Origin of the sequence: Bradyrhizobium sp. YCK136 (assembly GCF_044570075.1) — a bacterium.
GTDB classification, from domain to species: Bacteria; Pseudomonadota; Alphaproteobacteria; order Rhizobiales; family Xanthobacteraceae; genus Bradyrhizobium; species Bradyrhizobium diazoefficiens.
Genome location: NZ_CP172424.1, coordinates 1,014,028 through 1,035,000 on the forward strand (window position 1 = coordinate 1,014,028; position 20,973 = coordinate 1,035,000).

Sequence of the window (20,973 nt, forward strand, 5' to 3'; positions counted from 1 at the left end):
TTTGACAAAATCTGAGGCCAAAGGGTCGCCGCATGTCCAATCTGACCGTTGCCGCAGGCCGCCGCCCCCGTTGGGGCCTTTTCATCGCACCCATTCTCCTCCTGATCCTCGCCGTCGCGTGGAGCTGCTTCTGGTTCTACGCCGCTTCGCAGGCCGAAATCGCCGCAGACGCCTGGCGCGCGCAGGAGGCCAAGTCCGGCCGCATCTATGATTGCGCCAAGCGCTCGATCGCGGGCTTCCCGTTCCGCTTCGAGGTCCAGTGCTCCGGCGCCAGCGTCGCCCTGGTCTCGCAGAACGCGAGCAAGACGCCGTTCACGGCGAGGCTCGACAACATCCTGGTCGTCGCCCAGGTCTACGATCCCAAGCGCGTCATCGCCGAATTCTCGGCGCCGGCGACCCTCACCGACGGCGTTACGCAAAACACCTTCGTGGTGAACTGGAGCAAGGGCCGCAGCAGCGTGGTCGGCCTGCCGGCGGTGCCGGACCGCGCCTCCATCGTGTTCGACGATCCCGTCATCAACCGGCTCGACGGCAGCGTGCAGGTGCCGCTCGCGCGCGCCAAGCAGGTCGAGCTGCACGGGCGCCTCGCGGACGGATCGCCGTCCGATCATCCCGTGATCGAGACCGTGCTCCACGTCGCGCAGGGCAGCATCCAGGGTGTTCACCCCTTGCTCGCCGAGCCGTTCGAGGCGGACACGCGCGCCAAGGTCACCGGGCTCTCCGACCTCACCCCAAAGCCATGGCCGCAGCGCTTCCGCGAGATCCAGGCCGCCGGCGGCCATATCGAGATCGTGCAGTCGCGGATCCAGCAGGGCGAGATGATCGCGGTCGCGGCCGGCACGCTCGGGCTCTCGGCCAATGGCCGACTCGACGGCGAATTGCAGATGACGGTGACGGGCCTCGAGCGCGTGATCCCGGCGCTGGGTATCGAGAAGATGCTGGAAGAGGGTGTGCCGCAGGCAACCCTCGACCGCGTCGCGCCCGGCGTGAAGTCGCAGGATCTCAACAATCTGTTCGGCGCGCTCGATCGCGCCGTTCCCGGCCTCGGCAAGGTCATCAAGCAGAACGCCAATGCCGGCGTCGCCGCCGGCATCAATTCGATCGGCACCGAGAGCACGCTGGAAGGCAAGAAGGCCCGCAGCTTCCCGCTGAAGTTCGTCGACGGCGCCGTGCTGCTCGGCCCGGTCAAGGTCGGCCAGATTCCGCCGCTGTATTGAAACCTCTCTCGTCATTCCGGGGCGATGCGTAGCATCGAACCCGGAATCCATTTCACCGCGTGCGCTGTGGCCCAATGGATTCCGGGCTCGCCCTTCGGGCGCCCCGGAATGACAGGAGCTACGGCTTCTTCAGCGCCGCATGCGGCCGGCCGAAGTCCGGCGCCGCCGAATCCTGGCCGATCTCGACGATGCCGCGACGGATGGCGCGGGTGCGGGTGAAGTGGTCGAACAGCGCTTCGCCGTCGCCGCGCCGGATCGCGCGGGTGAGTTTTGCCAGATCCTCGGTGAAGGTGCCGAGCATCTCCAGCACGGCTTCCTTGTTGGCGAGGAAGACGTCGCGCCACATCGTCGGGTCGGACGCCGCGATGCGGGTGAAGTCGCGGAAGCCGCCGGCGGAGAACTTGATCACTTCCGATTCCGTCACCTGCGCCAGCTCGTCGGCGGTGCCGACGATGGTGTAGGCGATCAGATGCGGCAGATGGCTGGTGATCGCGAGCACGAGATCATGATGATCCGGCGTCATCACCTCGACCTTGGCACCCATCGCAGCCCAGAAGGCGCGCAAGCGATCGGTGGCCGACGCGTCGACGCCTTCCGGCGGGGTGAGGATGCACCAGCGGTTGATGAAGAGCTCGGCAAAGCCGGAATCCGGCCCCGAGTGCTCGGTGCCCGCCACGGGGTGCGCCGGCACGAAATGAACGGTCTTCGGCAGATGCGGCGCCATGTCCCTGACGATCGCGCCCTTCACAGAGCCGACGTCGGAGACGATCGCGCCGGGCTTCAGATGCGCGGCGATCTCCTGCGCCACCGGTCCGCAGGCGCCGACGGGAATGCAGAGGATGACGAGATCGGCATCCTTCACCGCTTCCGCATTGGTCGCCACGACCTGATCGACGATGCCGAGCTCGAGCACCCGCGCGCGCGTCTTCTCCGAGCGCGCGGTGGTGACGATCTCGCCGGCCAGGCCCTGGAGCTTCGCAGCGCGCGCGATCGAGCCGCCGATCAGGCCGAAGCCGATCAGGGCGACGCGCTGGAAGTGCGGCTGTACGCTCATTTGCCGGCCATGAAGTCGCGCAAACCGTCGACGACGAGGCGGTTGGCCTCCTCGGTGCCGATGGTCATGCGCAGGGAATGTGGCAGGCCGTAATTCTTCAATGCCCGCAGCACGAGGCCTCGCTTCGTGAGGAAGGCGTCGGCGTCGTCCGAGGTCCTGCCCCTGTCGGTCGGGAAGTGGATCAGCACGAAATTGGCGACGCTCGGCGTCACCTTCAGGCCGAGCTTGCCGATCTCTTCGGTCAGCCAGTTGCGCCAGGTCTCGGTGAACTGCTTCGACATCGCCTGATGCGCGGTGTCCTCGATCGCGGCGACCGCGGCGTACATTGCCGGCGTCGACACGTTGAACGGACCGCGGATGCGGTTGACCGCGTCGATGATGTGCTCGGGCCCGAACATCCAGCCGATGCGCAGCGCGGCGAGGCCGTGGATCTTGGAGAAGGTGTGCGTCACCACGGTGTTCTCGGTGGTGGCGACGAGCTCGATGCCCATCTCGTAATCGTTGCGCGAGACATAGTCGCAATAGGCGGCGTCCAGCACCAGCAGCACGTGAGAGGGCAGGCCGGCGCGCAGGCGCTTGACCTCGTCGAACGGAATATAGGTGCCGGTCGGGTTGTTCGGATTGGCGAGCCACACCAGCTTCGTCTTCGGCGTCACAGCCTTGAGGATGGCGTCGACGTCGCAGGTGAGGTTCTTCTCCTGTGCAATGACGTTCCTGGCGCCGACCGCCATGGTGGCGATCGGGTAGACCAGGAAGCCGTGGGTGGTGGAGATCGCCTCGTCGCCCTGGCCGAGATAGGTGTGGGCGAGCAGGTTGAGGATCTCGTCCGAGCCGGCGCCGCAGATGATGCGGTTGGGGTCGAGGCCGAAGGTGCGGCCGATGGCTTCGCGCAGCACCCGCGAGGTGCCTTCCGGATAGTCTTCCAGATGATCAGCCACCTTCTTGAAGGCCTCGATCGCCTTGGGGGAGGGGCCGAACGGCGTCTCGTTGGCCGAGAGCTTGAACACCTTGCGGCCCGGCTCCGGCACCGGGCTCTTGCCGGGCGTGTAGGGCGCAATATCGAGAATGCCGGGGTTCGGCACGGGGCGGGACATCTTCAACTCCGGAATGGCAGGCGGCTCGTAACTTACGATTTCGACCCGGTCGGGGGCACCGTATAGCGCGTCGCGTGGCTGCCGACGAGGGCCGTGGAGCGCACCGAGGCCCCCGCCTCGATCAGGGCAGCCTTGATCTTTTCGATGCTGCTCGCGCTCGTGACCGAGACCAGCAGCGCGGCGCCATCGAAGGCGGTATCGGGCACCGCCACGATGTCGGCGAGCGGCGACAGCGCCCGCGCGATCTCGGCATTCCATCCCGAGACGCGCACGCTGAAGGTCTCGACCTCCGTCACCAGGGCACTGTCGGCGACGCGTGAGATCGCGAACACGGGCAGCGCGGCCGGATGGTCGGCACGCTCGACGAAGGGCAGCCGCGCGATGATCTTCGGTGCGCCTTCTGCTTCCAGCTCCAGCCACCACGGGGTGCGGCTGGAAGTCGCCGAGACCAGCGCCAGATCGCCCTTGGATTTCGCGACCGCCTCGACCGCGGCCTGCGCGCTGAAATGCGCCACGTAAGGCACGGTGAAGCCGAAATGGAATCGCACGGAATCGCGCATCGCGGGCTCGCTCACCGAGATGTCGGCATGCACCGCGAACGGCGCCTGCACGTAAGTGAACGTCGCGATGATGACGCGCCAGATGCTCTCGACCGTGTCGAGCGGCAGGATGCCGCGATGGCGCTCCACGATCCGCCGCATCATGTCGGCCTCGCGCGCAGGCCGGAACGCCGAGCCCACCTCCTGGGTCTGCTTCACCTGGATCAGGCGGTCGATGATGTCGCCGCGCTGCATCAGGAGGCGATGCATGCCCTCGTCGATCGCGTCGATCTCCTTGCGCAATTCCTGCAACGATGGTGGCGCGGGCGGACGTTGGGACATATCTGGCAAGTGCTGTTGAGAGGCGTTCCAATGCGGGTCCATCAGGTCGGACCCGCTGCGGTCGATGTCTTGATTAGGCAGTCGGAGCGGCGAAAGCAAAGAGAAATGCAAAGGGAAATCGGGCCTTTTCGGCTGACGCGACGGGGACGAATTTGGTCAATCAGGACCGTATCTTGACGAAAACCGTCCAAGCCGTTAAGTTTTGCCTGTTCCGTGGTCATTTGAGCCGGCCGGCTTGCAGCCACGTTAAAAAACTCGCTAAACAGGCCGGGGACGCTTCCGATCCCGGCCGAACCTATCGTTCAGGCCGGGTTTTTTATGGCCTGATGCAAGTAGCGCTCTGAAGTCCGATCGCAAACGAGGTCGATGGTCAGATGGTTGGCGTCACGTCGATATCCAGTCCCGCGATCAGTGCCGATGAGCGGTCGCATGAAGTGGATCATCCGAGTTCGCTCGTCGCGCAGTTCGGCGCCGATCGGCCGTTGCCGCTCGACTGCGGCATAGATCTCACCCCGTTCCAGATCGCCTACCAGACCTATGGCGAGCTCAACGCCGATCGCTCCAACGCGATCCTGATCTGCCATGCGCTGACCGGCGACCAGCATGTCGCCAATGTGCACCCCGTCACCGGCAAGCCCGGCTGGTGGGAAACCCTCGTCGGTGCGGGCCGTCCGCTCGATCCGAGCCAATACTTCATCATCTGCGCCAATGTGATCGGTGGCTGCATGGGCTCGACCGGGCCGGCCTCGATCAATCCCGCGACCGGCAAAGTGTGGGGCCTGGATTTCCCGGTCATCACCATCCCCGACATGGTTCGCGCGCAGGCGATGCTGATCGACCGGCTCGGCATCGACACGCTGTTCGCGGTGGTCGGCGGCTCGATGGGCGGCATGCAGGTGCTGCAATGGACGGCGGCCTACCCCGAGCGCGTGTATTCCGCGCTGGCAATTGCCTGCTCGACGCGGCACTCGGCGCAGAACATCGCCTTTCACGAGCTCGGTCGCCAGGCTGTGATGGCCGATCCCGACTGGCACAATGGCGGCTACGCCGATCGCGGCATCCATCCGCATCGCGGCCTTGCGGTCGCACGGATGGCGGCGCACATCACCTATCTCTCCGACGCGGCGCTGCATCGCAAGTTCGGCCGGCGCATGCAGGACCGCGACCTGCCGACCTTTTCGTTCGACGCCGACTTCCAGGTCGAGTCCTATCTGCGCTACCAAGGCTCGTCCTTTGTCGAGCGCTTCGACGCCAACTCCTATCTCTATCTGACGCGAGCGATGGACTATTTCGACATCGCCGGCGACCATGGCGGCGTGCTGGCGAAGGCGTTCGCGGGCATCAAGACGCGCTTCTGCGTGGTCTCTTTCACCAGCGACTGGCTGTTCCCGACCTCGGAATCGCGCGCGTTGGTGCATGCGCTGAATGCGTCGAGCGCGCGGGTATCGTTCGCCGAGATCGAGACCGATCGCGGCCATGACGCCTTCCTGCTCGACGTGCCCGAATTCTTCGACATCGCCCGCGCCTTCCTGGAATCGGCCGGCAAGGCGCGCGGACTCAACGGCAGGGGTGGCTAGGATGTCAGTGCAGGAAGTGCTGCCGCTGGGCGGCCTTAGCGCGGGACAGTCCGGTCATTTTCGCGCCGACCATCTGCTCGTCGCCGAGATGGTCAAGCCGGGCTCCAAGGTGCTCGATGTCGGCTGCGGCGACGGTGATCTGCTCCAGCTTCTGGAGACCCGCGGCATCGACGGCCGCGGCATCGAATTGTCGCGCGAGGGCGTCAACCGCTGTGTCGCCAAGGGCCTCGCGGTGGTGCAGGGCGACGCCGATACCGACCTCGTGAACTATCCCGATGATGCCTTCGACTACGTGATCCTGTCGCAGACGCTCCAGGCGACGCGGCAGCCGCGTGTAGTGCTGGAAAATCTCCTGCGCATCGGCCGCCGCGCCATCGTCTCGTTCCCGAACTTCGGCTTCTGGAAGATGCGGCTCCAGCTCCTGATCGGCGGCCACATGCCGCGCACCGAGAACCTGCCGGCGACCTGGTACGACACCGCCAACATCCACTTCTGCACCATCAAGGATTTCGTCGAGCTCTGCGACGAGATCAACGTCAAGATGGAACGCTCGGTGGCGCTCGATCTCTATGGCCGCCCGGTGCCGCTGAACCTGCCCTGGTGGGTGTGGAATATGTTCGGCGAGCAGGGCGTGTTTCTGCTCACGCGCGGGCAGGGGAAGTGACGCCGTAGGCGTCATTCCGGGGCGGCACGAAGTGCCGAACCCGGAATCTCGAGATTCCGGGTTCGCTCTTCGAGCGCCCCGGAATGACTGGGTAAACTAATGCGCCGCCACCGACCTCGGATCGCGCGCCGGCCAGCGACCTGCTTCCACCAGCGTGACGAACCGCTCCACGGTCTCGTTGAACAGCGCGGGCTCCTCGAGGTTGAGCACGTGCCCCGACTTCGGATACATCGCGAGGCCCGCGGCCGGAAGATGCTTCTTCAGGAACAGGCTCGGCCCGACGCAAGGGTCATCCTCGTCGCCACAGATGATCAGCGCCGGCGTCGCGACGCCCCTGATCGCGTCCGTCGTGGTGTAGATCGAGGGACGGCCGCCCTGGAAGCCGCGCATCGTGCGCGCCGATCCCCTGGCATCGTGCCGCGCCAGCGCGGCGTAGAAATCGGCGTAGCCGCGTGGGTCCTTGACCAGGAAGGGAATCCGGCTCGGCGCCTCGCGCGTGACTTTTGCCACCTCCGTGGAGCCGAGCGTCTCGAATTGCTCGGCATTGGCGCGGCATTGCCTGCGCCAGGCGTCGAGATTCTCGATCTCCGAACCGGAGCCGACGCCGGCTAGCGTCATCGACAGCGCCCGCTGCGGCGCGTTCAGTCCGATTTGAAGCGACGAATAGGCGCCCATCGAGAGCCCGACGAGATGCGCGCGGTCGATCCTGAGATGATCGAGCACCGCGAGCGCGTCGGTGTAGAAATGCGTGTAGGTGTAGACCTCGCCCTCAGGCACGTCCGACGGCGTGTAGCCGCGCGCCGAATAGGTGATGCAGCGGTGGCCGCGCGAGAAGTAGCGCATCTGCGGCTCCCAATTGGTGTAGTCGGCCGCGAACTCGTGCAGGAAGATGATCGGCGTTCCCTGGCCCGCTTCCTCGAAATAGATGCGGACGTCGTCCCTGGTCGTGGCGTGGGGCATTAACCGTTTCCCTCTCTTCTAGCCGCAGATGGAGGATCGCAGTTAATGCTGTTGTCCGCAATGCGGCAGCGTCAGGCCGGCACCGACACAAAATCAACCCAGCTATTCACCGGCACGGTGTCTTTTTCTCGCCACATGGGGCGGCTTAACGGCCCGAGGGATGTCGGCCGCGCACGGGCCGGCTGGGAAGTGGGGGTGTCAACGAAGGATGACTAATGTTCGAGTTGTTTGCGTCTCGCCTGTCGCGTTGTGTTGTCGCGCTGGCGCTGTTCTTCGCGGCGGTCGCCGCGTTCTCGTCTCCGGCCTCGGCACGGCCGCATCGTCATAGCGCAGAGCGGCATGCTTACGCGCATCACGCCAGCAGATATCATCATTACCGGCACCAGGCCCGCAGTTCGCGCTTCGAGCGCAGCGCGGCGCAGTTGCAGGCCGGCGGCTTCATGGACACGCAGGCCAGCTACGATCCGAACGCCAATAGCGGCGGCATGGGTGACACGCGCTATCTGGGCGGCGGTGAAATGGGCATCGGTGAAAACGTGAGCCGCGCCGGCAAAGTGAGCCGCGCCCGTAACATGAGCCACGCTGTCAACAAGAGCAGCGCTGGCGACAATGGCAACGCCGGCAACATGGGTATGAGCAGCGGCTTCGGCGGCGGATCGGGCCTCGTGTCCGAGGCGCGCCGTTATCTCGGCGGCAACCCGACCGGGCGTGGCAGCCTGTGGTGCGCGCGCTTCATGAACATGGTGCTTGAGAAGACCGGCCACCGGGGCACCGGCTCGGACATGGCGAATTCATTCGCGCGTTACGGCACGCGTGTCTCCGGCCCGCAGGTCGGTGCCATCGCGGTGATGTCGCGCGGCGGCCGGGGCGGCCACGTTGGCATCATCACCGGCGTCGACGCGCAGGGAAATCCGATCATGATCTCCGGCAACAACGGCAACCGCGTCCGCGAGGCGCCGGTCTCGCGCGGCCGCATCTATGCGTATGTGATGCCGAACTGAGGTGAGGGAGCGTAGGGTGGGCAAAGGCGCGTTAGCGCCGTGCCCACCATCTCGCTCCGCAGAGATAAAGTTGGTGGGCACGCTTCGCTTTGCCCACCCTACGAAGCTCACACCAGCTTCGGCTCTTCCACCGCGACCGCATCCCCCACGCCGATCTCGCCATCGGTGATCACCTCGGCATAGATGCCGCAGTCCATATGTCCGAGATGCCGCGAGAGCGTCGGCGGGATTTCGAGGTCGCGCATTGCGGTCTCCGGATCGACATTGGTGGCCGGGCAGCGGACGATGCGCTTGACCACCTTCAGCCGGGCCTGACCGATCGCGAGCGTCTGGCCGACGAGGTCGAGCTCGGACCAGGCCGGCCAGCCCTTCACGTAGAGATTGGCGCGGAAGCGCAGGGGATGCACGGCGGTGCCGCCGAGCATGGTCTCGATCGCGCGGACACTGTCCAGATTGATGATGGAGACGACCTTGCGGGCGACGTCGGAAAAGCTGTGGTCGCGGCCCGACAGGACTTTCGGTGGGCCCTTCAACTCCGGCTGGAAGTTCTCGGTGAAATAGCGCTCGATGGCGGCGCGCCCGGCGGCGGTCTCCAGATCGCCGCTGGCGACGATCTGGCCGTCCTTGCGGATGGTCAGGCGGTTGGTCGCGTCCTCGAACCGGCTGTCGAGCGAAGCCAGCCGCTCATTGCGCGCCAGCATCAGAAACTGGATTTTCGGCTTCCAGGCCGGCGCCTCGGGATCGAACCCGCTCGGGCCGTTCTCGATGGCGTAGCGGCGGTCGGCGGGCAGGGTCTGGCCGACCCGCAAGGCAACGCGGGGCAGGGGTTCCGGGGTGAGGCCCTTGATGGGATAGCGGTAGAGGCCGGTAATCTCGGCGGTCTGGCTGGCTGTCATGGCGCTACTTAGGGGATTCGGCCACGCCGCGCCAAGCGGGCCGATGCGCGCACGAAATTGTGAAGACGCCTCTTTCGCTCCCGCAGCCCGCTTCCCACATCTGCCTCAGGCCGGCGGCAGCGTCGGTAAATAACGACCGTTACCGGTTGAGAAACGTCAATGCGGTAATCGGAAACCCAATGAAGATGCCGTTTGGAGTGCCTTAGAGGGCTCCATGGGCAGGCCGAGGGAAAGAAAAGATGAACATCGAGAAGTATACCGAACGCTCCAGGGGCTTCATCCAGTCCGCGCAGTCGCTTGCGGTGCGCGAGGGGCACCAGCAGTTTTCGACCCTGCACGTTCTGAAAGTGCTGCTGGACGACAATGAGGGGCTCGCTGCCGGTCTGATCGACCGTGCCGGCGGCAACTCCCGCGCAATTTTGAAGGCGACCGAGGACGCCCTGAACAAGGTGCCGAAGGTCTCCGGCGGCGGCGCCGGGCAGATCTATCTGGCGCCCGAGCTCGCACGCACCTTCGATGCCGCCGAAAAGGCCGGCGAGAAGGCCGGCGACAGTTTTGTCACCGTCGAGCGGCTGCTGCTCGGCCTCACGCTGGAGAAGACCAGCGAGGCCGGCACGATCCTCAGCAAGGGTGGTGTCACCCCGCAAAACCTCAACGCGGCGATCGAGGCCCTGCGCAAGGGCCGCACGGCCGACTCGGCGACCGCCGAGAACGCCTATGACGCGCTGAAGAAATATGCCCGCGACCTGACCCAGGCCGCGCGCGACGGCAAGCTCGACCCGGTCATCGGCCGCGACGAGGAGATCCGCCGCACCATCCAGGTGCTCTCGCGCCGGACCAAGAACAATCCCGTCCTGATCGGTGAGCCCGGCGTCGGCAAGACCGCCATCGCCGAGGGCCTCGCGCTGCGCATCGTCAACGGTGACGTGCCGGAGAGCCTGAAGGACAAGAAGCTGCTCTCGCTCGACTTGGGCGCACTGATCGCCGGCGCGAAATACCGCGGCGAGTTCGAGGAACGGCTGAAGGCCGTGCTCCAGGAGGTGACCGGGAGCGAGGGCACCTTTATCCTGTTCATCGACGAGATGCACACGCTGATCGGGGCCGGCAAGGGCGACGGCGCGATGGACGCATCGAACCTGCTGAAGCCGGCGCTCGCCCGCGGCGAGCTGCACTGCATCGGCGCGACCACGCTCGACGAGTATCAGAAGCATGTCGAGAAGGACGCGGCGCTGGCGCGGCGCTTCCAGCCGATCTTCGTCAGCGAGCCCTCGGTCGAGGACACCATCTCGATCCTGCGCGGCCTGAAAGACAAGTACGAGCAGCACCATGGCGTGCGGATCACCGATTCCGCGCTTGTTGCCTCCGCGACGTTGTCCAACCGCTACATCACCGACCGCTTCCTGCCCGACAAGGCGATCGACCTCATGGACGAGGCCGCCGCGCGCCTGAAGATGCAGGTCGATTCCAAGCCGGAAGAGCTCGATTCGATGGATCGGGAAATCATCCGGCTGAAGATCGAACAGGAAGCATTGAAGAAGGAGAGCGACGCCGGTTCGAAGAGCCGCCTGCAGACGCTTGAAAAGGAACTCGTCGAGCTCGAGGAAAAATCCGCGTCGTTGACGGCGCGCTGGAGCGCGGAGAAGAACAAGCTCTCCGATGCGCAGAAGCTCAAGGCCGAGCTCGACGGCTTGCGTGTCGAGCTCGCCAATGCCCAGCGCCGCGGCGAATTCCAGCGTGCCGGCGAGCTAGCCTATGGCCGGATCCCCGAGCTCGAACGGCAGCTTGCGGACATCGAGGCCAAGGAGAACTCCGGCGAGATGATGGAGGAGGCGGTCACCGCCAACCACATCGCGCAGGTGGTCTCGCGCTGGACCGGCGTGCCCGTCGACAAGATGCTGGAGGGCGAGAAGGACAAGTTGCTGAAGATGGAGGACTCCCTCGGCAAGCGCGTCGTCGGCCAGGCCGAAGCCGTTCATGCGGTCGCAACGGCCGTGCGCCGCTCCCGCGCGGGTCTCCAGGATCCGAACCGGCCGATGGGCTCGTTCATGTTCTTAGGCCCCACCGGCGTCGGCAAGACCGAGCTGACCAAGGCGCTCGCGGAGTACCTGTTCAACGACGAGACCGCGATGGTCCGCCTCGACATGTCCGAGTACATGGAGAAGCATTCGGTCTCGCGGCTGATCGGCGCGCCTCCGGGCTATGTCGGCTATGACGAGGGCGGCGCGCTCACCGAAGCGGTGCGGCGCCGGCCCTACCAGGTCGTGCTGTTCGACGAGATCGAGAAGGCGCATCCTGACGTCTTCAACGTCCTGTTGCAGGTGCTCGACGACGGCCGCCTGACCGATGGCCAGGGCCGCACCGTCGATTTCCGCAACACGCTGATCATCATGACCTCGAACCTCGGTTCGGAGTTCCTGGTGAATCAACCCGAGGGCGAAGACACGTCGGCCGTGCGCGAGCAGGTGATGGGAATGGTGCGGGGACATTTCCGCCCCGAATTCCTCAACCGTGTCGACGAGATCATCCTGTTCCATCGCTTGCAGAGGAGCGAGATGGGCCGGATCGTCGAGATCCAGTTCGCCCGGCTGCAGAAGCTGCTGACCGATCGCAAGATCGTGCTGACGCTGGATGATGCCGGCCGCGACTGGCTCGCCGCCAAGGGCTGGGATCCGGCCTACGGCGCAAGGCCGCTCAAGCGGGTGATCCAGCGCTACCTCCAGGACCCGCTCGCCGAGATGATCCTGGCCGGCGACGTCAAGGACGGCGACAGCGTTGCAATCTCCTCTGAAGGCAACGTGCTGACCTTCAACGGCAAGGCGCCGCAGACCGCGGAGATCGCCCAGTTCGAGGCGCCGGTGTCGAAGCGGAAGTTGAACTGAGCGTCATCGCTGCCTGAAACGACAGACCGCCCCGGAGAGGTTCACTTCTCCGGGGCGAATTGTTTTGGGCTGATCCTAGCCGACGGCGGACGCGGAGCCGGGCTCGGCCGGTCCGGCCTCGTCGTCTTCTTCTTCAAGCTCGGACAGGATATCCACCAGCTCGCGCACCCGGCCCTGCGCCAGTGGACGTAGGTCGTTGATCATCGGCTCGTCATTGGCGAGCCAGGCCTGGGCTTCGGCGAGTTCTTCGACGGTCGCGCCGGTCCCGATAATCTGGGCAATGGTGACGTCGTCGGCCCGGTCCACGGTCTTGACGACATCGTCGCGTGAGAGGCGCGTCATGGGGCGATCCTCCTGCTGGTCGGTCCCGTTAGCCTCTAACCGGGAACCCGCGCGCCGGTTCCCCCGCAGCCGGATTCCGCTGGCAGACGCTACTTCTTCACCGCCTTGTAGATCGCATTCTCGATGTCGGAGGAAAAATAGATGACGCCGGTGGCGCCGATGGCGACGCCGGTCGGGATGTGGGTGGGCAGGCCGCCGGGTGCGCCCGCAAGGCCGATCGGGAGATCGGCCGCGATCTCGGTGATCTTGCCGTCCTCCGGCGTGATCTCGATCAGCCGCCTGGCGCCGACTTCCGCCACGATCAGCTTGCCGTCGCTGGTGCGCGCGAGGCCCTCGGGCATCTTCAACTCCTTGGCGAGCACGGTCTTCTCGCCGTTTTGCTCGATCTTGGACACGACACCCGCGAAGGCCTCGGTGACATAGACTTCGCCATGCGATCCGGCGACGAGCCCCACCGGACCCTCGAGGTCGCCGATCAGCGTGGTGCGATCCTTGCCGTGCTCGCCGCTGACGCGGACCAGCGATTTGGTGCCGAGCTCGGCCACCAGGATGCTGCCGTCCTCGAGCACGATCGCATCATGCGGCGCCTTGAAGTCATGCAGCATGTCGCGCGTCGCGCCGGTCTTGTTGTCGATCACCTGCACCGTGCCGGTGAACCAGCTCGACAGGATCACGTCGTTGCCCTTTGCCGTGGCGCTCATCGGATACTCGAGCGTGACGCCGGCGGCGTGCATGCGCGCCTTCTCGGTGACCTCGCCGGTCGTACCGTCCACGGTGCGATAGGCGAACACGTCGGCGACGTGGATCGTATCCTTGCCATTCTCCGAGGTGACGCCGATGCCGCCGGGCAACGCGAGCTTGCCGATGATGAGTTGCTTGGCCTGGCCGCTGGCCGGATCGACCTCCTGGATACCGTTGTCGGCCATGTTGGAGACGTAGATGCGGTCCTTCTCGTCGATCGCGAGGTTGTCCAGCGACGGCTTCAGCTGCGCGACCATGGTCTTGGCGCCCGACTTGGGATCGACCCGAACGAGCTGGCCGAGCGCGGTGTCGACCACCCACAGATTGCCCTTGGAATCGAAATTCACCGCGGCCGGGACCTTGAAGCCGTCGGCAACCACCGTCAGCTCGGCCCTGTCGACGTCGACCTTGGCGACCTGTCCCTTGAACCAGAGCGGGCCGTAGAGCTTGTCGTCGGGACCGAACTCGAAGCCGTTGAGGCCGCCCATCTTCTCCATGATCTGACGCGGCGGTTTGACGCCTTCGACGTCGATCTCGTAGAGCGTGTCGCCGAGGAAGACCGTCGTGGCGTAGAGCCTGCCGTCCTTGCGGAAGGCCAGCGAATTGATGCCGGGAAGGCCGGAGGCGAGCTTCTTGATCGGGCCGTCGCCCTTGCGCGAATAGAGATCGCCGGCCAGGAAGCCGGTCCAGGCCATGGTGCCGTCGGGCGCGAATGCGATGTCGTCGGCCATTCCGATCGGAGCCGGGATTGCAACCTTGGCGGTACCGCTAGCGATATCCACCTCGTAGAGCATGGCGCCGGCGACGCTGCCGGCAAACAGATGGCCGGCCTTGTCGATCCCGAGCCCATGCACGCCATGGAACGCCGAGCCGGGGACGAGTTTCGTGACCTCCCAAGTCTCCGGTAATTTCTGGGCTGACGCGCTCGTGGTGCAGAAAATCGCAGCAACGACGGCCGTGCAGGCAAGCCTGTTCTTCATGGCGTGACCTCCCATTTTTGGAAAGTATTCGCCCGTCATCCGGCTTTGGCAAACGAAACTTGACGTTGTGTCGCCGTAAAGCGGCGTCGCTTCGAAAGTGTCCCATTCAACCGTGTTGGTGAAGATGTCCGGTCGATGTCGGCCGGTTGCCGGCCTACCGGTTGGTGACCTGCAACGGTCCGCCGGTCGCATCCGAGATACGGGCGATGGCGCCGCCCCGGCCGCTCATCATGCCGTCGAGCCGGTCGCGCTCCTTCTCGAAGCCGGCCAGCATCGGGCCTTCCAGCGAACGGCCGCGCGGCAGTTTCACGCGCAGCGGATCGACGAAGCGGCCGTTCACGAGGATTTCGTAGTGCACGTGCGGGCCGGTCGACGCGCCGGTCGAGCCGACGAAGCCGATGACCTGGCCCTGGCGGACCTTCTTGCCGGCTTCCATGCCCTTGGCGAAGGCCGACATGTGGCCATAGGCCGTCTCGTACCCGTTGTTGTGCTTGATGCGGATGTATTTGCCGTATCCGCCCTCAGTGCCGGCCTTCTCGATCACGCCGTTGCCGGAGGCGAAGATCGGCGTGCCGTAGGCGGTGGCCCAGTCGACGCCGGTGTGCATCTTCACATAGCCGAGGATCGGATGGCGGCGGCCGCCGAAGCCGGAGCGCATGATGGCGTTGTTGACGGGCTTCCTGACCAGGAACTTCTTCGCGCTCTTGCCGCTCTCGTCGTAGTAGTCGACGACGCCGTCGTCGGGACTCTGGTAGCGGTAGTATTTCTTGGTCTCGCCGCCGACCGTGAGGGAAGCGAACAGAACGTCGTTCTTTTCGTTCGACGTCACGCCCTCGTCTTCGCCGGCGTAGAACACGTCGAAGGAATCGCCAGGCTGCACCTTGCGCTGGAAATCGACGTCGTAGGAGTAGATCTTGATCATGTCGTCGATGACCGGCATCGGCACTTTGTTGCGCATCGCGGTCTCGTAGATGCTTTGGTAGAGCCGCACGCCGGTGCCGTCATCGTCGTCATCGTCGTCGCTGTTGGCGTTGGCCGTGGCATCAGCGACGGTGTTCATGCTGGAGACGTCGACCGCGACGTATTTGCCGAGGTCGGACAGCGCCGCGATCGCCTCGACCATGGTGTCGTTTGCAATCACGACGCGATAGGGCTGGAGCCGGGCGCCGGGGCTTGCGGGCGCCATCAGGATGCGGAGCTTCTCGCCTTCCTTCAGGCCGCCGTCGCGGCCGCGCGGGCCGAGCGTCGCGGCGATCGCCTTGATCTCGTCCGCCGTGGCGCCGAGATCGCGCAGGACGGAGGCGACGCTGTCACCCTTCTTGACCAGATGGACGCGCTCGCCGTTGGGATTGCCGCCGGTGATCTGCTCCTTGGTCTTCGGCAGCAGCGTGACGTTTTCCGGCACCACGCGCGTCTCGAAGCCGGCATAGGGATCCGACGGCGACACTTCGGTGGCGTAGGCCATCTTCATGTCGGACGCGCCGGAAACGTCGGCGGTGGCATTGGCGAGCGAGGCGTAGCGCACCCCGCCATTGCCGCGCCAGTTGGCGGCATCGCGGACCCGCATCAGGATGTCGTCGAGCGCCACCACCGCGGAAATCTTGGCCTTCGGCAGCACCGGCGACAGGTCCTTGGTGACGAAGGAGACCTCGGCGTCGGGTTCGACCGCTTCGGGGTTGTTGGGATCGTCGGCGGCGGTCTTCGGATCGGAGCCGACGTCGGTGAGAAGGCGCTGGGCGTTGAACGGCGGAATTTTTGCCGACAGGTCGCTCGTCGTCATCGACAGATTGCCGGCGATCCGGACGAAGGGACGCACCCGCATCACGTCGCGATTGCCGACGCGGGCCACCGTGGAGACGCGCACGATGTTGCGCGATGCGGTGGATTCGTTCGGTGGCGGCAGGCGGTCGCTCTTGTGCAGCGTGGCGGCGCGATCAGCTGCGCCAAACGCGCCACGCAGCGCGCCTTCGACCCGCTCCGGCACCTTGGCGAAGGTCATCTCGCCGTCGAGCGAAGCGAAAACGGCGCCGCCGATCAGGGCTGCGCCGCAAAGTCCGGTCAGAATTGTCCCGCTGAACCATTGGACCGAAACACGACGGCGGTCGATGACGGCGGCTTCGGAACCATCGACGGAAAGCGGCGGCTCGTGGCCGAGATCGATGATCCCGGTCTCACGCCCGTAAGCGCCGCGTGACGTCCTGTGGTTCAACCCAAGTCCCCCAATCAACGACCCAAGAGGCCCATACCAGCCCGGTTTCGAGCCCCTCCCTGGTCGCCCTCTTGGAGGGGCATCGCAGGAAACGGCAAGCCGCACAGGCGCTCGCGGTCAGAAGGCCCTGATGACGGGCCGGCCGAAATTACGAACAGCTAAGCGGAAAAAGATCTCTCGATGTCTCTCGAATGTCTGAAGAAGGCCGCTTCATCGTATGATCGCCTTCCTCTGACCCCACGCAAACCGCCGGCAGCCCCCACTGGCATCCGCGCGATTCAAGCTTGTCTCTTATCAGAACGCCGCGGGATTGTGGCTCTAGTACGGCGCCTAATATGGAAAAAGTTTCCTGAAGGGGCGACCGGCCGAGCCCGTCCGGGGAGGGCGCCCGAAGCCGCTTCCGGAGCCCCTCCGAAGCCCTTCCGGAGCTCCCTGGGGCGCAAACTTTTTTTGAGATTTTTTGCGGCGCGGCCGCGGTCGGCGCGCTCATGCCCTCTCTAATCGACTGGAATCGCTGGATTTTTTTCAACAATGCACTGTGCGACGATTTGTTGACGATTGGCGTTGACAGCCCGGAAGGTGGGGCCTATAACCCCAACCACTGAGCGCGGCGCCGCCGGGTCACTGACCAAGGCGAGCGAACGCGCCACTGATGCTCCTCACCTTGTTGAGTGACACAACAGCCGACACTAGTCGGTTGGAGTTCATCCATCGTCGGTAAGGGTGTCGGAACCCTTCCTCTCAGGAAGGTTGGGGCCTCTCCGGTCCCGGGCTGTTTGACAAGTGAAGATGAAGAAAGAGAAACGTGGACGGCGGAGTCCTTGCGGGTCTCGGCTCTGAAAAGCTTCGGCTTTTCTGATCGAGACCGGACGAAAGACTTCGGCGGTACACGTTTTAAAGGAAACACCATCGTTGCCAGCGATGTGAATCGCAGGCGGCTCGTCGATTTCGGTCGATGAAAAATGGTGGGACCTCGTCAAACGTTGTGATCAGCCGGTTCAAAGTTCAAGTCCAACTTGAGAGTTTGATCCTGGCTCAGAGCGAACGCTGGCGGCAGGCTTAACACATGCAAGTCGAGCGGGCGTAGCAATACGTCAGCGGCAGACGGGTGAGTAACGCGTGGGAACGTACCTTTTGGTTCGGAACAACACAGGGAAACTTGTGCTAATACCGGATAAGCCCTTACGGGGAAAGATTTATCGCCGAAAGATCGGCCCGCGTCTGATTAGCTAGTTGGTAGGGTAACGGCCTACCAAGGCGACGATCAGTAGCTGGTCTGAGAGGATGATCAGCCACATTGGGACTGAGACACGGCCCAAACTCCTACGGGAGGCAGCAGTGGGGAATATTGGACAATGGGGGCAACCCTGATCCAGCCATGCCGCGTGAGTGATGAAGGCCCTAGGGTTGTAAAGCTCTTTTGTGCGGGAAGATAATGACGGTACCGCAAGAATAAGCCCCGGCTAACTTCGTGCCAGCAGCCGCGGTAATACGAAGGGGGCTAGCGTTGCTCGGAATCACTGGGCGTAAAGGGTGCGTAGGCGGGTCTTTAAGTCAGGGGTGAAATCCTGGAGCTCAACTCCAGAACTGCCTTTGATACTGAAGATCTTGAGTTCGGGAGAGGTGAGTGGAACTGCGAGTGTAGAGGTGAAATTCGTAGATATTCGCAAGAACACCAGTGGCGAAGGCGGCTCACTGGCCCGATACTGACGCTGAGGCACGAAAGCGTGGGGAGCAAACAGGATTAGATACCCTGGTAGTCCACGCCGTAAACGATGAATGCCAGCCGTTAGTGGGTTTACTCACTAGTGGCGCAGCTAACGCTTTAAGCATTCCGCCTGGGGAGTACGGTCGCAAGATTAAAACTCAAAGGAATTGACGGGGGCCCGCACAAGCGGTGGAGCATGTGGTTTAATTCGACGCAACGCGCAGAACCTTACCAGCCCTTGACATGTCCAGGACCGGTCGCAGAGATGTGACCTTCTCTTCGGAGCCTGGAACACAGGTGCTGCATGGCTGTCGTCAGCTCGTGTCGTGAGATGTTGGGTTAAGTCCCGCAACGAGCGCAACCCCCGTCCTTAGTTGCTACCATTTAGTTGAGCACTCTAAGGAGACTGCCGGTGATAAGCCGCGAGGAAGGTGGGGATGACGTCAAGTCCTCATGGCCCTTACGGGCTGGGCTACACACGTGCTACAATGGCGGTGACAATGGGATGCTAAGGGGCGACCCTTCGCAAATCTCAAAAAGCCGTCTCAGTTCGGATTGGGCTCTGCAACTCGAGCCCATGAAGTTGGAATCGCTAGTAATCGTGGATCAGCACGCCACGGTGAATACGTTCCCGGGCCTTGTACACACCGCCCGTCACACCATGGGAGTTGGCTTTACCTGAAGACGGTGCGCTAACCAGCAATGGAGGCAGCCGGCCACGGTAGGGTCAGCGACTGGGGTGAAGTCGTAACAAGGTAGCCGTAGGGGAACCTGCGGCTGGATCACCTCCTTTCTAAGGATGATCCTTCAGCGAGCTTCGGCTCACTATCGGATCGTTTTAGAAACATCAGTGGCCAACAGTCGTCAGGATTGTTGAGCTGCATTGGCGGGATTTCGCCGTCTTCGTTTCTCTTTCTTCGCGGACGAACACGCGCCGGGGCTGCGCTGTGCGATTGCATTTGGCGCTAGTCGCCGGTTGCTGCACGCCAAGACCCTAGTCCTTGATAGGATAGCGTTAGGGGCTTGTAGCTCAGTTGGTTAGAGCGCGCGCTTGATAAGCGTGAGGTCGGAAGTTCAAGTCTTCCCAGGCCCACCACTTTCATCGAGTGAGCATTCGTCTTCTGGTTACGGGGCCATAGCTCAGCTGGGAGAGCGCGTGCTTTGCAAGCATGAGGTCGTCGGTTCGATCCCGTCTGGCTCCACCAGATGGTTTGATCATCGACTGATCGTGCACCTAAATCGTCCGCGAAACATCACTTCGCACTTGCTAGTCCGGATGGACAGCAGGCTGCGTGATTTCTGACATCGTAAAGAGGAGATCGATCCGAGTTGGATCGTGCAGAAGATTTCTGCGCGATACTTCATTATCTCCGGATCATTTCGGCGCTCACGCGTCCTTCAAGGTCAAACTTGAAAGACGGGCGAGTTGTAAATGATCCTTTTAGCGAAGCTTGACCGCCTCGCTATCGGAACGATCTTACGAAGCAAGCTGGTCTTTCTAATCATTGTCCGGCTGCAGATAGCGTTCATCGAGGGCGCGTGCCGCAAGGCAGTTCTGCAGACAACATTCTGCCGAGTGTGTGGACATTGATAATGAGAGCAATCAAGTGCCTTAAGGGTGTTCGGTGGATGCCTTGGCGCTGAGAGGCGATGAAGGACGTGCTACGCTGCGATAAGCCGTGGGGAGCTGCGAAGAAGCTTTGATCCGCGGATTTCCGAATGGGGAAACCCACCTTCGATAGCCGGAACTCCAAGACCTTTGTCGAAAGACATCGGTGTGGGGTTCGACCAGATAATGGAAGATGCCTAGGCCTTTAGATTTCTATCGAAGAGGTTTTGGATTTCCGGTTATCAAGAGAAGGTATGAGACTTCTGAATACATAGGAGGTTTCAAGCAAACCTAGGGAACTGAAACATCTAAGTACCTGGAGGAAAGGACATCAACAGAGACTCCGTTAGTAGTGGCGAGCGAACGCGGACCAGGCCAGTGATACATCAAAGACAATCGGAACCAGTCAGGAAAGCTGGGCCTCAGAGGGTGATAGCCCCGTACGAGTAATGCGATGATGTATCCACGAGTAAGGCGGGACACGTGCAATCCTGTCTGAACGCGGGGGGACCACCCTCCAAGCCTAAGTACTCCTCAGCGACCGATAGTGAACCAGTACCGTGAGGGAAAGGTGAAAAGCACCCCGACGAGGGGAGTGAAATAGACCTGAAACCGGACACCTACAAACAGATGGAGCCCAAGATTCGTTCTGGGTGACATCGTACCTTTTGTATTATGGGCCAGCGACTTAATTTAACGAGCAAGCTTAAGCCGATAGGCGAAGGCGTAGCGAAAGCGAGTCTGAATAGGGCGTCAAGTTCGTTGTATTAGACCCGAAACCTAGTGATCTAGCCATGAGCAGGTTGAAGGTGAGGTAACACTCACTGGAGGACCGAACGGGTGCCTGTTGAAAAAGGCTCCGATGACTTGTGGTTAGGGGTGAAAGGCCAATCAAACTGGGAAATAGCTGGTTCTCCGCGAAAGATATTTAGGTATCGCCTCGGATGAATACCTCAGGGGGTAGAGCACTGGATGGGCTAGGGGGACTTACCGTCTTACCAAACCCAACCAAACTCCGAATACCTGAGAGTACTATCCGGGAGTCACACGGCGGGTGCTAACGTCCGTCGTGGAGAGGGAAACAACCCGGACCTACAGCTAAGGCCCCTAATTCGTGGCTAAGTGGGAAAGGATGTGGAAATCCCAAAACAACCAGGAGGT

General features: G+C 63.1%; 13 protein-coding genes, 2 tRNA genes, 2 rRNA genes and 1 riboswitch (1 of these 18 only partly in view). Of the genes, 9 read left to right on the forward strand and 8 right to left on the reverse strand.

Annotation, left to right across the window (positions count from 1 at the left end):
* The first annotated feature begins 32 nt into the window (after nucleotides 1–32).
* Entirely contained in the window at nucleotides 33–1,217 is a 1,185-nt protein-coding gene (locus ACFLEY_RS04870) for a DUF2125 domain-containing protein (protein ID WP_060910122.1), read from the forward strand.
* 118 nt (nucleotides 1,218–1,335) lie between these two features.
* On the opposite strand, the gene ACFLEY_RS04875 is transcribed toward ACFLEY_RS04870, so the two are convergent.
* From ACFLEY_RS04875 to ACFLEY_RS04885, 3 genes are read right to left on the reverse strand one after another with little or no spacing between them, the layout of a single operon-like run.
* The gene (locus ACFLEY_RS04875; RefSeq protein ID WP_060910123.1) at nucleotides 1,336–2,271 is read right to left on the reverse strand and encodes a prephenate/arogenate dehydrogenase family protein; all 936 of its coding nucleotides are present in this window, start codon (nucleotides 2,269–2,271) and stop codon (nucleotides 1,336–1,338) included.
* Entirely contained in the window at nucleotides 2,268–3,365 is a 1,098-nt protein-coding gene (gene hisC, locus ACFLEY_RS04880) for a histidinol-phosphate transaminase (protein ID WP_211433837.1), read from the reverse strand. The genes ACFLEY_RS04875 and hisC overlap by 4 nt, the downstream gene beginning before the upstream one ends.
* A gap of 32 nt (nucleotides 3,366–3,397) precedes the next feature.
* Nucleotides 3,398–4,246, reverse strand: a complete 849-nt coding sequence (locus ACFLEY_RS04885; RefSeq protein ID WP_060910124.1) for a chorismate mutase — start codon at nucleotides 4,244–4,246, stop codon at nucleotides 3,398–3,400.
* 203 nt (nucleotides 4,247–4,449) lie between these two features.
* Nucleotides 4,450–4,529: riboswitch (SAM riboswitch) on the forward strand.
* A 91-nt stretch (nucleotides 4,530–4,620) separates the two neighbouring features.
* On the opposite strand from ACFLEY_RS04885, the gene ACFLEY_RS04890 reads away from it, so the two are divergent.
* A complete protein-coding gene (locus ACFLEY_RS04890) occupies nucleotides 4,621–5,823 on the forward strand; it encodes a homoserine O-acetyltransferase (protein WP_396604543.1) in 1,203 nt (400 codons plus the stop codon).
* Nucleotide 5,824: 1 nt separating this feature from the next.
* Nucleotides 5,825–6,487 (forward strand): methionine biosynthesis protein MetW, encoded by a 663-nt coding sequence (metW, locus tag ACFLEY_RS04895; RefSeq protein WP_060910126.1) that lies wholly within the window; start codon nucleotides 5,825–5,827, stop codon nucleotides 6,485–6,487.
* A gap of 96 nt (nucleotides 6,488–6,583) precedes the next feature.
* Here the strand turns inward: metW and ACFLEY_RS04900 are convergent, their stop codons facing one another.
* Nucleotides 6,584–7,447 carry an alpha/beta fold hydrolase gene (locus tag ACFLEY_RS04900; RefSeq protein WP_060910127.1) on the reverse strand — a complete coding sequence of 288 codons (864 nt, stop codon included), beginning with the start codon at nucleotides 7,445–7,447 and terminating at the stop codon, nucleotides 6,584–6,586.
* Nucleotides 7,448–7,662: 215 nt separating this feature from the next.
* On the opposite strand from ACFLEY_RS04900, the gene ACFLEY_RS04905 reads away from it, so the two are divergent.
* Nucleotides 7,663–8,448 (forward strand): TIGR02594 family protein, encoded by a 786-nt coding sequence (locus ACFLEY_RS04905; protein WP_060910128.1) that lies wholly within the window; start codon nucleotides 7,663–7,665, stop codon nucleotides 8,446–8,448.
* Nucleotides 8,449–8,555: 107 nt separating this feature from the next.
* Here the strand turns inward: ACFLEY_RS04905 and ACFLEY_RS04910 are convergent, their stop codons facing one another.
* A complete protein-coding gene (locus ACFLEY_RS04910) occupies nucleotides 8,556–9,344 on the reverse strand; it encodes an MOSC domain-containing protein (RefSeq protein WP_060910129.1) in 789 nt (262 codons plus the stop codon).
* 239 nt (nucleotides 9,345–9,583) lie between these two features.
* On the opposite strand from ACFLEY_RS04910, the gene clpB reads away from it, so the two are divergent.
* On the forward strand, nucleotides 9,584–12,223 hold the full coding sequence (gene clpB, locus ACFLEY_RS04915; RefSeq protein ID WP_060910130.1) for an ATP-dependent chaperone ClpB: 2,640 nt from the start codon (nucleotides 9,584–9,586) through the stop codon (nucleotides 12,221–12,223).
* A gap of 75 nt (nucleotides 12,224–12,298) precedes the next feature.
* Here clpB and ACFLEY_RS04920 read toward each other — a convergent pair whose 3' ends face one another.
* From ACFLEY_RS04920 to ACFLEY_RS04930, 3 genes are all read right to left on the reverse strand, one after another.
* Nucleotides 12,299–12,565 (reverse strand): hypothetical protein, encoded by a 267-nt coding sequence (locus ACFLEY_RS04920; protein ID WP_060910131.1) that lies wholly within the window; start codon nucleotides 12,563–12,565, stop codon nucleotides 12,299–12,301.
* Nucleotides 12,566–12,654: 89 nt separating this feature from the next.
* Nucleotides 12,655–14,286 (reverse strand): SMP-30/gluconolactonase/LRE family protein, encoded by a 1,632-nt coding sequence (locus ACFLEY_RS04925; protein ID WP_060910132.1) that lies wholly within the window; start codon nucleotides 14,284–14,286, stop codon nucleotides 12,655–12,657.
* A gap of 154 nt (nucleotides 14,287–14,440) precedes the next feature.
* A complete protein-coding gene (locus tag ACFLEY_RS04930; RefSeq protein ID WP_028173527.1) occupies nucleotides 14,441–16,495 on the reverse strand; it encodes a M23 family metallopeptidase in 2,055 nt (684 codons plus the stop codon).
* 1,012 nt (nucleotides 16,496–17,507) lie between these two features.
* Between ACFLEY_RS04930 and ACFLEY_RS04935 the strand changes: the two genes are divergently transcribed.
* The 4 genes from ACFLEY_RS04935 to ACFLEY_RS04950 form a co-directional block, all read left to right on the forward strand.
* Nucleotides 17,508–18,996: ribosomal RNA gene (locus ACFLEY_RS04935) — 16S ribosomal RNA — on the forward strand.
* A 226-nt stretch (nucleotides 18,997–19,222) separates the two neighbouring features.
* Nucleotides 19,223–19,299, forward strand: a tRNA-Ile gene (locus tag ACFLEY_RS04940).
* Nucleotides 19,300–19,332: 33 nt separating this feature from the next.
* Nucleotides 19,333–19,408 (forward strand) — tRNA-Ala (locus ACFLEY_RS04945).
* 396 nt (nucleotides 19,409–19,804) lie between these two features.
* Nucleotides 19,805–20,973, forward strand: a 23S ribosomal RNA gene (locus ACFLEY_RS04950) (it continues 1,705 nt past the right edge of the window).
* The 16S and 23S rRNA genes sit together here with 2 tRNA genes alongside, the layout of an rRNA operon.

Bases quoted from the DNA above. Each gene is read 5' to 3' on its own strand.
- ACFLEY_RS04905 (WP_060910128.1), top strand. From the start codon at position 7,663: ATGTTCGAGTTGTTTGCGTCTCGCCTGTCGCGTTGTGTTGTCGCGCTG.
- ACFLEY_RS04910 (WP_060910129.1), bottom strand. From the start codon at position 9,344: ATGACAGCCAGCCAGACCGCCGAGATTACCGGCCTCTACCGCTATCCC.
- ACFLEY_RS04885 (WP_060910124.1), bottom strand. From the start codon at position 4,246: ATGTCCCAACGTCCGCCCGCGCCACCATCGTTGCAGGAATTGCGCAAG.
- clpB (WP_060910130.1), top strand. From the start codon at position 9,584: ATGAACATCGAGAAGTATACCGAACGCTCCAGGGGCTTCATCCAGTCC.
- ACFLEY_RS04925 (WP_060910132.1), bottom strand. From the start codon at position 14,286: ATGAAGAACAGGCTTGCCTGCACGGCCGTCGTTGCTGCGATTTTCTGC.
- ACFLEY_RS04875 (WP_060910123.1), bottom strand. From the start codon at position 2,271: ATGAGCGTACAGCCGCACTTCCAGCGCGTCGCCCTGATCGGCTTCGGC.
- metW (WP_060910126.1), top strand. From the start codon at position 5,825: ATGTCAGTGCAGGAAGTGCTGCCGCTGGGCGGCCTTAGCGCGGGACAG.
- hisC (WP_211433837.1), bottom strand. From the start codon at position 3,365: ATGTCCCGCCCCGTGCCGAACCCCGGCATTCTCGATATTGCGCCCTAC.
- ACFLEY_RS04870 (WP_060910122.1), top strand. From the start codon at position 33: ATGTCCAATCTGACCGTTGCCGCAGGCCGCCGCCCCCGTTGGGGCCTT.
- ACFLEY_RS04900 (WP_060910127.1), bottom strand. From the start codon at position 7,447: ATGCCCCACGCCACGACCAGGGACGACGTCCGCATCTATTTCGAGGAA.
- ACFLEY_RS04890 (WP_396604543.1), top strand. From the start codon at position 4,621: ATGGTTGGCGTCACGTCGATATCCAGTCCCGCGATCAGTGCCGATGAG.
- ACFLEY_RS04920 (WP_060910131.1), bottom strand. From the start codon at position 12,565: ATGACGCGCCTCTCACGCGACGATGTCGTCAAGACCGTGGACCGGGCC.